This window comes from Streptomyces sp. NPDC042002 (genome assembly GCF_055588305.1).
This window is the reverse complement of record NZ_JBVJCT010000025.1, coordinates 13,908-27,424: the sequence shown is the minus strand read 5'-3', so window position 1 is coordinate 27,424 and position 13,517 is coordinate 13,908. Positions and strand designations below refer to the sequence as shown.

The window sequence follows — 13,517 nt, the reverse complement described above, 5'->3', positions numbered from 1 at the left end:
ACACCGTACACCCGTTCGAATGTGTTCGACGGCGCGAAGGCGCTGCCGTGGAACGTACGGCGGGCGAGGGCCGGTACCAGCCGGGCGCCACGGCCTCGGGGCGGGAGAACCAGGCCCGCCGGGCGGTGATCGTCAGCGGGTCGAGGAGCCGGTCCAGGACCAGCTCCTGGCCGGTCTGGTCGCGCACCATCTCCGCGGCGAGGGTCCTGAAGGCCGTGAAGGTCCTCCCGGGCGGCGTCGGACGCGATCCCCCGGCCCGACGGACCCGCGGCTCTCGGACGGCGTCCGGCAGCCTCTCAGCCCGGCCCCTCGGCCGGCGCCGCGCTCGCCCCTCTGCCGATGGAACGCCCGGTCAGCCGTGCGAGACGTCAGCCGTGCGGGACGGGCTCACACCTCCGGGGGGTGCTCCTCGCCGTTCTTGTGGGCGCGGGGGGTGTGGTGGGTGTTCTTGGCGTGCGTGCGCAGGCGGGACGTCACGTCCTCCGGGGGCAGGAAGCGCGACCAGCGTTCCGGGAACTCGGAGGGCATGTCGGGGTCGTCGGGATCGGCGTCGTAGGAGCGGTGCGCGGCGACGCGAGCCACGTACTCGGCGGCCTGGGCCTCGCGCAGCCGCTCGTTGGCGGCACGGGCCGCGGCGGTGGCGGCGGCCGGCCAGACCCGGTCGATGGCGGCGTTGACGGCCGCGCCCACCAGGACGGCGAAGGCGGCGACACCGATCCACAGCAGGACGGCGACCGGCGCGGCGAGCGAGCCGTAGATGGTGGGGCCCTCGATGGCGTTGGTCAGATAGATGCGGAGCAGGAAGCTGCCGAGCACCCACATGGCGAGGGCGACCAGGGCGCCCGGCACGTCCTCGACCCAGGGAGAACGCACCGGGACGGACACGTGGTAGAGCGTCGTCAGGAAGGCCACCGACAGGACGATGACGACCGGCCAGTACAGGACCTGCACGACGGTCGTCGACCACGGCACGACGTGCACCACGGCGTCCGGGCCCGCCACCATCAGCGGGAGCAGGACCGAGCCGATCAGCAGGGCCACGATGAACAGCAGGAACGACATCATCCGGGTCTTCACGATGCCCCGGGTGCCGTCGAGGCCGTACATCACGGTGATGGTGTCGACGAAGACGTTGACCGCGCGCGAGCCCGACCACAGGGCGAACAGGAAGCCGAGGGAGATGATGTCGGGCCGGCCGCCCTTCATCACGTCGTGCAGGATCGGCTCGGCGATCTGGTGCACGCCCTTCTGCGTCAGCACCCTGCGGGACGCGTCCAGGATGTTGGACTCCACGCTGGCGATGGTGTCGGCGCCGGTCCAGGCGTCCACGTATCCGAGCAGCCCGACCATGCTCAGCAGCAGCGGCGGCACGGACAGGAGCGTGAAGAAGGCGGCCTCGGCCGCCAGCCCCAGGATCCGGTACTCCATGCACGAGTTGACGGTGTCCTTGATCAGCAGCCAGGCGGTCCTGCGCTTGGAGACGTTCCGGTAGAGCGCGCGAGCGCGGTGAAAGCGGCCCGAGCGCGGCCGTTCAGCTGTTTCTTTTGCCTGGTGCACGCCCTTACGGTAGCGGTGTGACTCCTCCCCCGGTTGAAGCCGGGGGGCTTCTCGTTACACCAGGTCGGCGTCGCGACGGACCAGCCCGGCCCGTAGAACGTCGATGGCTCCGACCGTGTCGGCGTGCGGTGTGGCCGCAGGCGACACGGTGGAGCTTTCCCCGTGCGGGCCGGTTCTCCTCGGCGGTGCGCCCGCATTGGCTACCGGCGTGAGATCTTCGACGGTGAGATGCTGAGGCGCCGCGAGGCGATCGTGCGGGACGTGTGCGAGAGCTTCGGCGCCAAGCCGCACGAGGTCGGCGGTGAAGGCGATCACGTCCACCCGCTCGTGCACCGGCCGGATCAACCGGACCGGCACGCGGTCCGTGTTCCGGTCCCGTCGTACTTCGCGGGATCCCGCGGCGGCGCACCGGCGGCCATCGCCCAGGACCACGTCGAGAACCAGAAGCGGCCGGTCCGATCGTCACCCCGCAGCGCAGAGAACTCCGGCGCTCCGCGCCTCCGGGCCAAGGATCGCGTTCCCGCCCGGCCTGAAGGCCGGGATTCCCTGCGAGGATCAGGGGATGGCAGCCAGCACCCACACCGTGACCAACCAGGCTCCGCCCCTGGTCGGATATGACGTATTCGCCGCCGACCGGGCCCTCGCCGAGGCGGTCGACCGGCATCTCGATCCCGAACTCCTCGAGGAGGCGCGCGAGGAACTGTCGTCGCTCGGCCGGACGACCGGTTCCGCCCAGGTCCAGGAGTGGGGTGCGCTGGCCAACGAGAACCCGCCGAAGCTGCGCACCCACGACCGCTACGGCAACCGGATCGACGAGGTCGACTTCCACCCGTCCTGGCACCGCCTCCTCGGCAAGGGTGTGTCGGCGGGGCTGACCTCGGCCTGGACCCGGCCCGGCGGACACCTCAGGCGCGCGGCCGGTTTCGTCGTCTGGACGCAGGCCGAGGCGGGCAACGGCTGCCCGCTGTCGATGACCCACGCGGCGGTGCCCGCGCTGCGCACCGACCCGGCGCTCGCCGCCGAGTGGGTGCCCCGGCTGACGTCCACGGTCTACGACCAGGAACTGCGGCCGGCGTCCCAGAAGGCCGGCGTGCTCTTCGGTATGGGCATGACCGAGAAGCAGGGCGGCAGCGACGTACGCGCCAACACGACCGAGGCGCGACCGCTCGCCGAGGACGGGACGTACGCACTGACGGGGCACAAGTGGTTCTGCTCGGCGCCGATGTCGGACGGTTTCCTCGTGCTGGCGCAGGCTCCGGGCGGACTGACCTGCTTCCTGGTGCCGCGGGTCCTGGAGGACGGCACCCGGAACGTCTTCCGTGTCCAGCGGCTCAAGGACAAGCTCGGCAACCGGTCCAACGCGTCGAGCGAGGTCGAGTTCGACGGGACCTGGGCGCGCCGGGTGGGCGACGAGGGGCGCGGGGTGCGCACCATCATCGAGATGGTCGCGGCGACCCGGCTGGACTGTGTGCTCGGTTCGGCCTCGCTGATGCGGCAGGCCGTCGCGCAGGCGATCCACCACTCCACCTATCGCGAGGCGTTCGGCGGCCGGCTTCTCGACAAGCCGCTGATGCGCAACGTCCTCGCCGATCTGGCGCTGGAGTCGGAGGCGGCCACCACCCTGGCGATGCGGCTGGCCGCGGCGTACGACGACGGGAGCGAGCAGGAGCGGGCGTTCCTGCGGCTCGCGGTGCCGGCCGCGAAGTACTGGGTGACCAAGCGGTGTACGCCGGTCGCGGTGGAGGCGCTGGAGTGCCTGGGCGGCAACGGCTACGTCGAGGAGTCGGGCATGCCGCGGCTGCTGCGCGAGTCGCCGCTCAACTCCATCTGGGAGGGCGCCGGCAATGTGCAGGCGCTGGACGTCCTGCGCGCGCTACAGCGGGAGCCGGGGGCCCTGGACGCGTATCTGCGGGAGGTGGGCCAGGCCCGCGGCGCCGACCACCGGCTGGACGGGGCCATCAAGAACCTGCTGACCGAACTCGCCGACCTGGACGGTATCGAGGCCCGTGCCCGCCGTCTGGTCGAGCGGATCGCGCTGGTGCTCCAGGGTTCACTGCTCGTGCGGTACGCGCCCCCGGAGGTCGCCGACGCGTTCTGCGCCTCACGGCTGGGCGGTGACTGGGGCACGGCGTTCGGCACGCTGCCGCACAGTCTGGATCTGGCCACGGTGGTGGAGCGGGCCCGGCCGGTGGCCTGACGGAGGCGCTGGAGCGGGGGTGGTGCTGCGCCGACACGGCACCACCCCCGCCGCTGGCCCCGTTGAGGAGCTAGGACACCGCACAGGCGGCATCGCTGTCAGTTTCAAGGAACCTTGTGACCGTTGGCGAGAGTTGCAGACCGTTGCATTCCTTTGTGCACCTTGCGCGAAGGCCCGGCGGACCCGGCCGAGAGCAGGCACGATGTGAGATGACGGCGGGGTCGCGGCCCGTACGAGGTCCTGGTTTCGGGAGTGCCCTGTGAAGATCACATCGTTCAACCCCGCCCGTTTCGCCCCACCGGACGCGTCCGTAACGGCGGGGCACCTGAAGGAGACCTGGGCCGCGTCGGTCAAGGGCGAACGCGGCCTGATCGCCCCCCGTCCGGTGATCGGCCGGTCATGGCAGCGAGCGAAACGTTTCGGCATCGATCCCGAACAGGGAACGGACAGCATCCTGTTACAGACGGACGAACTCGAACACCGGCGGACGTCGACCGCGCTCGCCGCCGTGATGCCGACCCTGCACGGCGGACTCGCGGCGGTCGCCGACGCCTCCTTGCAGATCATGGTGGTCACCGACCCCGAGGGCCGGGTGCTGTGGCGCGAGGGCAACCCGGGGGTGCTGCGCCGCGCCGACGCCATCTGCCTGGAGGAAGGCGCCGCCTGGAGCGAGGACACCACCGGCACCAACGCCATCGGAACCGCCCTGTCGGCGGGCGCCCCGGTCCAGGTGCACTCGGCCGAGCACTTCGTGCGCACCCTGCACGACTGGACGTGCGCCGCCGCCCCCGTGCGCGACCCGCGCGACGGGCGGCTGCTCGGGATCATCGACGTGAGCGGCCCGGACAGCACGTTCCATCCCGCGACGCTCGCCCTCGTCGACTCGGTGTCAAGACTGGCCGAAAGCGAACTGCGCGCCACGCATCTGACGGCCATCGAACGGCTGCGCGCGGTGGCCGCCCCCCTGCTGTGCCGGCTGGACGGCCCGGCGCTCGTGGTGGACACCCACGGCTGGCTCGCCGCCGTCACCGGAATGCCGCCCGTGGACCGCGTCCCGCTGCCCGACTCCTTCGGCGCGGGCCGGAGCTGGCTGCCCTCCCTCGGGATGTGCGTCGCCGAGCCGATGCCCGGCGGATGGCTGCTGCGTGTCACCGGCGCCGGCGACACGGGGAGCGCGGGCCGGGTGGTCCTCGACCTGGTCGAACCCCGGCGGCCGCACGTCACCGTCTCGGGCACTGCGGGCAGTTGGGCCCAGGACCTCAGCCCGCGCCACGCCGAACTGCTCTACGTCCTCGCCGTGCACCGGCAGGGACGCAGCGCCGCCCAGCTCGCGGTCGACCTCTTCGGCGATCCGACCCGCACGGTCACGGTCCGTGCCGAACTGTCCCGCGTACGCCGCCGGCTCATCGGACTCCTCGACCACCGGCCGTACCGCTTCCGCGAGGAGGTGGAGGTCGAGGTGCTGCTGCCGGTGGACCCCCGGGACCTGCTGCCGCACTCGACGGCGCCCGCGGTGCTCGGAGCACGGACACCGGCCGAACCGGCACCGTCCTGAACGCGATGAGGGGTGAAGCGAGCGTATTTCGTGAGCGTCTTCCGCGGTCTTTGTCCTGGCCCGGAGGTCTCTGCCGTAGCATCCACTTCACAGGCCACCCCACCCGTCTCTCCGTCAACGCCCTCGGCGGGGGAGGCAGTTGGCCTATTCGGGAGGACGCATGAAGCAGCGCGGCAGGCATCGTCGTCGGAGAAGGGGACAGGCGCTGCGCGCCACCCTGGCCGGAACCGCGCTCGCGCTCACCGCGGCCGCCACCCTGATCAGCACCTCGCAGGCCACCGGAGCCAACAGTCCCGGCGGGCTCACCGCGCTCCGCGCGGGCTCCGCCACGCAGCAGCTGCGACTCCACGAGAACCTCGCCTCCCGGGACGCGCTCGACACGCTCAGCGGGAACATGGGCGGCAATGTCGGCGTCGACGGAGTCCTGCGCGACGCCGACCGCTCGATGCGGAACACCGCCGACTGCACGGGGGACGAGCGGGCCGCGCTGCCCGTCGAGCCGACGGCCACCCGCGCGTACTGCTGGGAGGACGCCGACGCGCGGACCGCGCAGTGGCAGCCGCGTTCCGTGACCACCTCCGGTGACGCCGACGACGACGGCCTGTGGGGCACGCACCAGGTGATCCTGGCCGGCTGGACGCACCGCGACGGGCAGGCGACCGCACCGGCCCGGGACGAGGGCCTGGCCAAGATCGCCTTCGTCGACGCGACCGACCCGGACGCCCTGAGCTACCGCTGGGTCCTGCTGGTCGCCCCGCGCGCCGGGGGCAAGGACTTCGCGGCCGTCCACACGGGCCTCGGCGGCATGGTCTGGTACCAGGACAAGCTGATCGTCACCGCGGAGCACGGCGAGGGCCTGCTCGTCTTCGACCTGCACCGGCTGCTGCGGGCCGACGTGGACAGCGGCGCCGTGGGCCGGGTGGGCCACGGCTACTCGGCCGCGGGCTACCAGTACGTGCTGCCCGCCATCGGCTCGTACGACCCGGAGGGCGGCGCGTGCGCACGCGGTCGCGACCGCGACCACACGGTCCCCTGTTTCGGCTCGCTCTCCCTGGACCGTACGACCACTCCGGACAGCCTGGTCGCGACCGAGGCCGCGAGCGACCACTCGGAGCGGACCCGCATCTGGCGGTACGCGTTCAGCACCGCCGCGTACCGCACGGGACTGCTCGCCGACGCCCAGGGGCATGTGAACGCGGTCGAGGCCTACACGACCAGGGGCTCCGGGATCTCCGGCGCCGTCTCGCACCGGTCCGGCGGCGCCCGCGAGGCCCAGTGGTACATCGGGCGGCCGTCCGACAGCCGCACCCAGCACGGCTCCCTGTGGCGGCAGAGCGGCAGCGGCGCCGAGGCGGCCACGTGCACCGCGGACCAGTCGCACGCCTGCTGGGGCCTCGGTTCCGGATCCCTCTCCTACTGGCAGCGGACCGGCGAGCTGTGGACACTCACCGCCGCGGCGGACCGGCGGGCGCTCTACGCGGTGCCGCTGTCGTCGGTCGACGGCTCCCTCGGATAGCGGGCTGTCGTCGGTCGACGGCTCGCTCGACGGCGGGCTGTCCTGGGTCGACGGCTCGCTCGGACAGCGACCCGGCTGCGCCACCGGCGCAGCGCGGCCTCCGTCCCCGGAAGGCGGCCCGACCTGCGTCTGCGGACAGCGGCCGGCCTGCGGACACTTTTTGGAGGGGCGCCCGCGGCCGTGATTCCCTGGCGGTCATGAGCAACGTCAGTGTGACCACCTGGTCCCTGGAGCAGACGGCCCCGACCGACCTGCTCCCCGCGAGCGCGCCCGACGGCAATCTGCGGATCGTCCGCGCCGAGGTCCCCTCGCCCGAGTTCAGCCGTTTCCTGTACGCCTCGGTCGGCGGGGACATCCGCTGGACGGACCGGCTCCCCTGGACGTACGCGCAGTGGGACGAGACCCTCGCCCAGCCGGGCACGGAGACCTGGGTCGCCTACGACCGCGGGACGCCCGCGGGCTATGTCGAGCTCGGCGCACAGGACGACGGGGCCGTGGAGATCGCCTACTTCGGGCTCATCCCCGCGTTCCGCGGGCGCCGGATCGGCGGACACCTCCTCTCGTACGGTGCCGCGCGCGCCTGGGACCTGGCCGGACGCTGGCCGGGGCGGGCCGAGACGAAGCGTGTCTGGCTGCACACCTGCAGCAAGGACGGGGAGCACGCGATGGACAACTACCTGCGCCGCGGCTTCAAGCTTTTCGACACCTCGGTCGAGGAGGAGGCGGAGGTCGCCACCCCGGGCCCGTGGCCGGGGGCGCACGCCGTCTGACCAGCTCCGGGCCGCGCAGACCGCGGCCTTCCGGCCCTCCTCGCGGCACCGCGGGAGGGCCGGTCATGTGATCGACAACGCGGATGTCTCACCATTCGGGACCAGGGTGTCCACATGATGGATGACGGTGGACTGCCCGGAGATCCCCATGACAGGCTTCCGTCATGTCTGGAACTGGAATTGCCTTGGTGAGTCGGCGGCACGTCGACCTCGGCCGCATGTCCAGCGCCATCTGTCCGGCGAGCTGACCCAGCCCAGCAGCGCCGACTCTCCCCCTTTTTTGCGACCCTTGCGCAGTGCTGCGCCCATTCTTCCGTATGCACCCGTATGCGCAGGTCAGAGCCGCAGTCAGACCTGTCCCGCAGTCTCGAAGGACGTATCAACCATGGCCGCCACCCCGCAGAATCCCGCCGCCGCGCCCCGCCGCAAGGTGAGCCGTCACCGCGGCGAGGGTCAGTGGGCCGTAGGTCACTTCACCCCGCTCAACGGCAACGAGCAGTTCAAGAAGGACGACGACGGTCTCAACGTGCGGACACGCATTGAGACGGTCTACTCGAAGCGGGGCTTCGACTCGATCGACCCCAACGACCTGCGCGGCCGGATGCGCTGGTGGGGTCTCTACACCCAGCGCAAGCCCGGGATCGACGGCGGCAAGACCGCGATCCTGGAGCCGGAGGAGCTGGACGACAAGTTCTTCATGCTGCGCGTCCGGATCGACGGCGGCCGGCTGACCACCGAGCAGCTGCGCGTGATCGGCGAGATCTCGCAGGAGTTCGCGCGCGGCACCGCCGACCTCACCGACCGTCAGAACGTCCAGTACCACTGGATCCGCATCGAGGACGTCCCGGAGATCTGGGAGCGTCTGGAGGCCGTGGGCCTGTCCACGACCGAGGCCTGCGGTGACACGCCCCGCGTCATCCTCGGCTCGCCCGTCGCCGGTATCGCCGAGGACGAGATCATCGACGGCACCCCGGCCATCGACGAGATCCACCGCCGGGTCGTCGGCAACAAGGACTTCTCGAACCTGCCCCGCAAGTTCAAGACCGCGATCTCCGGCTCGCCGCTGCTGGACGTGGCGCACGAGATCAACGACGTCGCCTTCGTCGGCGTCAACCACCCGGAGCACGGCCCCGGTTTCGACCTCTGGGTCGGCGGCGGCCTCTCCACCAACCCGAAGATCGGCCAGCGTCTCGGCGCCTGGGTCCCGCTCGACGAGGTCGCGGACGTCCACATCGGCGTCCTCTCGATCTTCCGGGACTACGGCTACCGGCGGCTGCGCACCCGCGCCCGCCTGAAGTTCCTGGTCGCCGACTGGGGCGTCGAGAAGTTCCGCCAGGTCCTGGAGGACGAGTACCTGAAGCGCGAGCTGGTCGACGGCCCCGCCCCCGACCAGCCGGTCGCCCGCTGGCGCGACCACGTCGGTGTCCACCGGCAGCAGGACGGCCGGTACTACGTCGGCTTCGCCCCGCGTGTCGGCCGTATCGACGGCGCGACCCTGACGAAGATCGCCGAGCTGGCCGAGGCGCACGGTTCGGGCCGGCTGCGCACCACCGTCGAGCAGAAGATGATCGTGCTCGACGTGGACGAGACGCGGATCGACTCGCTCGTCGAGGGACTGGAGGCGCTCGACCTGACCGCCAGGCCCTCCACCTTCCGGCGCGGCACGATGGCCTGCACCGGCATCGAGTACTGCAAGCTCGCGATCGTCGAGACCAAGGCGCGCGGTGCCTCCCTGATCGACGAACTCGAGCGCCGCATCCCCGAGTTCGAAGAGCCCCTCACCATCAACATCAACGGCTGCCCGAACGCCTGCGCCCGTATCCAGGTCGCGGACATCGGTCTCAAGGGCCAGTTGGTCCTCGACGAGAACGGCGAGCAGGTCGAGGGATACCAGGTGCACCTGGGCGGCGCGCTCGGCCTGGAAGCCGGATTCGGCCGCAAGGTCCGTGGTCTGAAGGTCACTTCGGACGAGCTGCCCGACTACATCGAGCGGGTCCTCAAGCGTTTCCAGGCGGAGCGCGAGGACGGCGAGCGCTTCGCCACCTGGGCCTCGCGCGCCTCCGAGGAGGCGCTGTCGTGAGCGAGCGTGCCGCGCCGTTCTACTGCCCGTACTGCGGAGACGAAGACCTGCGACCCAGCGAGGAAGGTCACGGCGCGTGGGAATGCGCGGCGTGCAACCGAGCCTTCCAGCTGAAGTTCCTCGGACTGCTGTCCCGGGGCGTTCGGCGGGAAGAGCGTGGAGGGGCGGAGATATGACGGCCATTCAGGAAGAGCGTACGGGCGAGGACTTGAAGAGCCTGGCCGAGCGGGCGGGGCGCGACCTGGAGGACGCGTCCGCGCTGGAGATCCTGCGCTGGGCGGTGGACACGTTCGGCGAGAAGTTCTGCGTGACCTCGTCCATGGAGGACGCGGTCGTCGCGCACCTCGCCTCGCACGCCAAGCCCGGCGTGGACGTGGTGTTCCTCGACACCGGCTACCACTTCCCGGAGACCATCGGCACCCGCGACGCGGTCGAGGCGGTGATGGACGTCAACGTCATCACCCTCACGCCGCGTCGGAGCGTGGCCGAGCAGGACGCCGAACACGGGCCGAAGCTGCACGACCGCGACCCCGACCTGTGCTGCGCGCTGCGCAAGGTCAAGCCGCTCGAAGAGGGCCTGACCGCTTACGACGCCTGGGCGACCGGGCTGCGCCGCGACGAGTCCCCGACCCGGGCGAACACCCCGGTCGTCGGCTGGGACGAGAAGCGGCGGAAGGTCAAGATCTCGCCGATCGCCCGCTGGACGCAGGACGACGTGGACGCGTACGTCGCCGAGCACGGGGTCCTCACCAACCCGCTGCTGACGGACGGTTACGCCTCCGTCGGCTGCGCGCCCTGCACCCGCCGGGTGCTGGAGGGCGAGGACGCGCGCGCGGGCCGCTGGGCGGGCCGCTCGAAGACCGAGTGCGGGCTGCACGGATGACGTCAACGACGACGGCGACGACGACCGCGCCCGCCGCGGACCCCACGATTTCCCAGGAGCAGCAAGTGACGACCGGAGCCACCGTCTGGCTCACGGGTCTGCCGAGTGCCGGCAAGACCACCATCGCGTACGAACTGGCCGGCCGGCTGCGCGGGGAGGGCCACCGTGTCGAGGTCCTCGACGGCGACGAGATCCGCGAGTTCCTCTCGGCGGGCCTCGGCTTCAGCCGCGCCGACCGGCACACGAACGTGCAGCGCGTCGGCTTCCTCGCCGAACTGCTCGCCCGCAACGGCGTGAAGGCGCTCGTCCCGGTGATCGCGCCGTACGCGGACAGCCGCGAGGCCGTGCGCGGGCGCCACCGGGCCGGGGGCACCCCCTACCTGGAGGTGCACGTGGCGACCCCGGTCGAGGTGTGCTCCGTACGCGATGTGAAGGGGCTGTACGCCAAGCAGGCCGCGGGCGAGATCTCGGGGCTGACCGGTGTCGACGACCCGTACGAGGCTCCCGAGTCGCCCGATCTGCGCATCGAGTCGCACACCCAGACCGTGCAGGAGTCCGCTGCCGCGCTGCACGCGCTGCTCACCGAGAGGGGTCTCGCATGACGACCGCCGCCCGTGTCTCCGAGGAGACGGAGAGCACCCCGTACGCGCTGTCGCATCTGGACGCTCTGGAGTCCGAGGCCGTCCACATCTTCCGTGAGGTGGCGGGTGAGTTCGAGCGGCCGGTGATCCTGTTCTCCGGCGGCAAGGACTCCATCGTCATGCTGCACCTCGCGCTGAAGGCGTTCGCTCCCGCCGCGGTTCCCTTCACGCTGCTGCACGTCGACACCGGGCACAACTTCCCCGAGGTCCTCGAGTACCGCGACCGGACCGTGGAACAGCACGGGCTGCGGCTCCATGTGGCCTCCGTACAGGACTACATCGACCGCGGTGTGCTGCGCGAACGCCCCGACGGCACCCGCAACCCCCTCCAGACCCTGCCGCTGACCGAGAAGATCCAGTCCGAGCGCTTCGACGCCGTGTTCGGCGGCGGACGCCGCGACGAGGAGAAGGCCCGCGCCAAGGAGCGGGTGTTCTCGCTGCGCGACGAGTTCTCCCAGTGGGACCCGCGCCGCCAGCGGCCCGAACTGTGGCAGCTCTACAACGGCCGCCACGCGCCCGGCGAGCACGTCCGCGTGTTCCCGCTCTCCAACTGGACCGAGCTCGACGTCTGGCAGTACATCGCCCGCGAGGGGATCGAACTCCCCGACATCTACTTCGCGCACGAGCGTGAGGTCTTCCAGCGGTCGAACATGTGGCTGACCGCCGGTGAGTGGGGCGGCCCGAAGGACGGCGAGACGGTCGAGCAGCGGCTGGTCCGCTACCGGACCGTGGGTGACATGTCCTGCACCGGCGCCGTCGACTCGGACGCGACCACGCTGGACGCCGTCATCACCGAGATCGCCGCGTCCCGGCTCACCGAGCGCGGCGCCACCCGCGCCGACGACAAGATGTCCGAGGCCGCGATGGAAGACCGCAAGCGCGAGGGGTACTTCTAGACATGACCAGCACCACCGAACCCACCGAGCCCCTGTCGGTCGAACAGCTCTCGGCGACCACCCTGCTGCGTTTCGCGACCGCGGGCTCCGTCGACGACGGCAAGTCCACGCTCGTCGGACGGCTGCTGCACGACTCCAAGTCGATCCTCACGGACCAGCTGGAGGCCGTCGAGCGCGCCTCGGCCAGCCGCGGCCAGGACACCCCGGACCTCGCACTGCTCACCGACGGTCTGCGCGCCGAGCGCGAGCAGGGCATCACCATCGACGTCGCCTACCGCTACTTCGCCACCGCGCGCCGCCGGTTCATCCTCGCCGACACCCCGGGCCACGTTCAGTACACGCGCAACATGGTCACCGGCGCCTCCACCGCCGACCTCGCCGTCGTGCTCGTCGACGCCCGCAACGGCGTCATCGAGCAGACCCGCCGGCATGCCGCCGTCGCCGCGCTGCTGCGCGTCCCGCACGTCGTCCTCGCCGTCAACAAGATGGACCTCGTCGAGTACAAGGAGTCCGTCTTCGCGGCCATCGCCGAGGAGTTCACGGCGTACGCCTCCGAACTGGGCGTCCCCGAGATCACCGCGATCCCGATCTCGGCGCTCGCCGGTGACAACGTGGTGGACCCCTCCGCGAACATGGACTGGTACGGCGGCCCGACCGTCCTGGAGCACCTGGAGACCGTGCCGGTCAGCCACGACCTGGCGCACTGCCACGCGCGGCTGCCCGTGCAGTACGTGATCCGCCCGCAGACCGCCGAACACCCGGACTACCGGGGCTACGCCGGCCAGATCGCGGCCGGAACCTTCCGCGTCGGCGACAGCGTCACCGTGCTGCCGTCCGGACGCACCACGAAGGTCGCCGGGATCGACCTGCTGGGCAAGCCGGTCAACATCGCGTGGACCCCGCAGTCGGTGACCCTGCTGCTGGAGGACGACATCGACGTCTCGCGCGGCGATCTGCTCGTGCCGAGCAAGGACGCGCCGCCGACCACGCAGGACGTCGAGGCGACCGTCTGCCACGTGGCCGACGAGCCGCTGACCGTCGGCCACCGGGTGCTGCTCAAGCACGGCACCCGCACGGTCAAGGCGATCGTCAAGGACATCCCGTCCCGGCTGACCCTGGACGACCTCTCGCTGCACCCGCACCCGGGCCGGCTGGTCGCCAACGACATCGGCCGGGTCAAGATCCGCACCGCCGAGCCGCTCCCGCTCGACGCGTACGCCGACTCCCGGCGCACCGGCGCGTTCATCCTGATCGACCCGGCCGACGGCACCACGCTGACCGCGGGCATGGTCGGCGAGTCCTTCGCCGCGCCGCAGCCGGTCAAGGACGAGTCCGACGACGACGGCTGGGACTTCTGACATGAATCCTGTCGACTTCTACTCCACGTTCGCGAAGGAGGGCGGCCGCGTCGGCAGCGGCGCC

The 13,517-nt window shown here is 71.3% G+C and carries 13 protein-coding genes; 12 read left to right on the top strand and 1 reads right to left on the bottom strand.

Going from position 1 to position 13,517, the window contains the following annotated elements; genetic code table 11:
- Positions 1-387 precede the first annotated feature (387 nt).
- Positions 388-1,557 carry a YihY/virulence factor BrkB family protein gene (locus ACZ6KY_RS28930; protein WP_469313207.1) on the bottom strand — a complete coding sequence of 390 codons (1,170 nt, stop codon included), beginning with the start codon at positions 1,555-1,557 and terminating at the stop codon, positions 388-390.
- Between the two features lie 228 nt (positions 1,558-1,785).
- Here ACZ6KY_RS28930 and ACZ6KY_RS28925 point away from each other — a divergent pair, with 228 nt between their 5' ends.
- The 12 genes from ACZ6KY_RS28925 to ACZ6KY_RS28870 all read left to right on the top strand — a co-directional run bounded on the left by ACZ6KY_RS28925 (position 1,786) and on the right by ACZ6KY_RS28870 (position 13,453).
- Positions 1,786-2,175: a transposase gene (locus tag ACZ6KY_RS28925; protein ID WP_469313206.1), complete on the top strand. Its 390-nt coding sequence runs from the start codon at positions 1,786-1,788 to the stop codon at positions 2,173-2,175.
- Positions 2,120-3,754, top strand: coding sequence for an acyl-CoA dehydrogenase family protein (locus tag ACZ6KY_RS28920; protein ID WP_469313205.1), 1,635 nt, complete (start codon positions 2,120-2,122; stop codon positions 3,752-3,754). Before ACZ6KY_RS28925 ends, ACZ6KY_RS28920 begins: the two co-directional genes overlap by 56 nt.
- A 325-nt stretch (positions 3,755-4,079) precedes the next feature.
- Positions 4,080-5,309 carry a GAF domain-containing protein gene (locus tag ACZ6KY_RS28915; RefSeq protein ID WP_469313280.1) on the top strand — a complete coding sequence of 410 codons (1,230 nt, stop codon included), beginning with the start codon at positions 4,080-4,082 and terminating at the stop codon, positions 5,307-5,309.
- Positions 5,310-5,469: 160 nt separating this feature from the next.
- Positions 5,470-6,825 (top strand): hypothetical protein, encoded by a 1,356-nt coding sequence (locus tag ACZ6KY_RS28910; protein ID WP_469313204.1) that lies wholly within the window; start codon positions 5,470-5,472, stop codon positions 6,823-6,825.
- Between the two features lie 197 nt (positions 6,826-7,022).
- Positions 7,023-7,595, top strand: coding sequence for a GNAT family N-acetyltransferase (locus ACZ6KY_RS28905; RefSeq protein WP_469313203.1), 573 nt, complete (start codon positions 7,023-7,025; stop codon positions 7,593-7,595).
- Positions 7,596-7,759: 164 nt separating this feature from the next.
- Positions 7,760-7,843 carry a putative leader peptide gene (locus ACZ6KY_RS28900; protein WP_309486338.1) on the top strand — a complete coding sequence of 28 codons (84 nt, stop codon included), beginning with the start codon at positions 7,760-7,762 and terminating at the stop codon, positions 7,841-7,843.
- 137 nt (positions 7,844-7,980) lie between these two features.
- Positions 7,981-9,675, top strand: a complete 1,695-nt coding sequence (locus tag ACZ6KY_RS28895; RefSeq protein ID WP_469313202.1) for a nitrite/sulfite reductase — start codon at positions 7,981-7,983, stop codon at positions 9,673-9,675.
- Positions 9,672-9,851 (top strand): hypothetical protein, encoded by a 180-nt coding sequence (locus ACZ6KY_RS28890; protein ID WP_469313201.1) that lies wholly within the window; start codon positions 9,672-9,674, stop codon positions 9,849-9,851. The genes ACZ6KY_RS28895 and ACZ6KY_RS28890 overlap by 4 nt, the downstream gene beginning before the upstream one ends.
- Positions 9,848-10,558, top strand: coding sequence for a phosphoadenylyl-sulfate reductase (locus tag ACZ6KY_RS28885; protein ID WP_469313200.1), 711 nt, complete (start codon positions 9,848-9,850; stop codon positions 10,556-10,558). The genes ACZ6KY_RS28890 and ACZ6KY_RS28885 overlap by 4 nt, the downstream gene beginning before the upstream one ends.
- A gap of 65 nt (positions 10,559-10,623) precedes the next feature.
- On the top strand, positions 10,624-11,160 hold the full coding sequence (gene cysC / locus ACZ6KY_RS28880) for an adenylyl-sulfate kinase (protein WP_469313199.1): 537 nt from the start codon (positions 10,624-10,626) through the stop codon (positions 11,158-11,160).
- Positions 11,157-12,095: a sulfate adenylyltransferase subunit CysD gene (cysD, locus tag ACZ6KY_RS28875; RefSeq protein ID WP_469313198.1), complete on the top strand. Its 939-nt coding sequence runs from the start codon at positions 11,157-11,159 to the stop codon at positions 12,093-12,095. Before cysC ends, cysD begins: the two co-directional genes overlap by 4 nt.
- Positions 12,096-12,097: 2 nt before the next feature.
- Positions 12,098-13,453: a sulfate adenylyltransferase subunit 1 gene (locus ACZ6KY_RS28870; protein WP_469313197.1), complete on the top strand. Its 1,356-nt coding sequence runs from the start codon at positions 12,098-12,100 to the stop codon at positions 13,451-13,453.
- Positions 13,454-13,517: the final 64 nt, after the last annotated feature.

What these genes read in the sequence shown, in the direction of transcription:
- ACZ6KY_RS28920 (WP_469313205.1), top strand. Translation starts at nt 2,120, where the DNA reads ATGGCAGCCAGCACCCACACCGTGACCAACCAGGCTCCGCCCCTGGTC.
- ACZ6KY_RS28895 (WP_469313202.1), top strand. Translation starts at nt 7,981, where the DNA reads ATGGCCGCCACCCCGCAGAATCCCGCCGCCGCGCCCCGCCGCAAGGTG.
- ACZ6KY_RS28885 (WP_469313200.1), top strand. Translation starts at nt 9,848, where the DNA reads ATGACGGCCATTCAGGAAGAGCGTACGGGCGAGGACTTGAAGAGCCTG.
- ACZ6KY_RS28870 (WP_469313197.1), top strand. Translation starts at nt 12,098, where the DNA reads ATGACCAGCACCACCGAACCCACCGAGCCCCTGTCGGTCGAACAGCTC.
- ACZ6KY_RS28925 (WP_469313206.1), top strand. Translation starts at nt 1,786, where the DNA reads ATGCTGAGGCGCCGCGAGGCGATCGTGCGGGACGTGTGCGAGAGCTTC.
- cysD (WP_469313198.1), top strand. Translation starts at nt 11,157, where the DNA reads ATGACGACCGCCGCCCGTGTCTCCGAGGAGACGGAGAGCACCCCGTAC.
- ACZ6KY_RS28905 (WP_469313203.1), top strand. Translation starts at nt 7,023, where the DNA reads ATGAGCAACGTCAGTGTGACCACCTGGTCCCTGGAGCAGACGGCCCCG.
- ACZ6KY_RS28910 (WP_469313204.1), top strand. Translation starts at nt 5,470, where the DNA reads ATGAAGCAGCGCGGCAGGCATCGTCGTCGGAGAAGGGGACAGGCGCTG.
- ACZ6KY_RS28900 (WP_309486338.1), top strand. Translation starts at nt 7,760, where the DNA reads ATGTCTGGAACTGGAATTGCCTTGGTGAGTCGGCGGCACGTCGACCTC.